This window comes from Shewanella sp. 1180_01, assembly GCF_052850535.1.
Genome location: NZ_VXCT01000203.1, coordinates 1 through 369, shown reverse-complemented (window position 1 = coordinate 369; position 369 = coordinate 1). Strand labels below are relative to the sequence as shown.

Sequence of the window (369 nt, the reverse complement as noted above, 5' to 3'; positions counted from 1 at the left end):
TGATAGGCAGCCATTTTTTGTGACAACACCATCTCTTTTGCGCTGCCTTGACACACAATTTCATGCCCTAAATATTGGTTAAAAAACGTGTCATCCTCAGAACTGAGTGTAGAGATCCCGGTTTTTTCCATATAGGCTTTTTTGCTGATATCAAAGGTTTTCCCACAAATGCCTGATGCTATAAAAGCTTGTTCATTGACATAGCCTAAATGGCCGGATTGGTCGAGAATAAACGCCGGTGATGCTGAAAATGCATCAGGATTATATTTAATGAAATAACTGGCGGGATAATGTAAAAAATCTTTATTGGCATTAAGGCCAGCGGCTTTTTCAGTCAACAACATTCTAGAGGGATCCATACCATTACCT

The 369-nt window shown here is 39.6% G+C and carries 1 pseudogene; it reads right to left on the bottom strand.

The window, feature by feature from the left end:
- Positions 1–338, bottom strand: a pseudogene (locus FW758_RS24865) (amidohydrolase); the annotation flags it as partial.
- Positions 339–369: the final 31 nt, after the last annotated feature.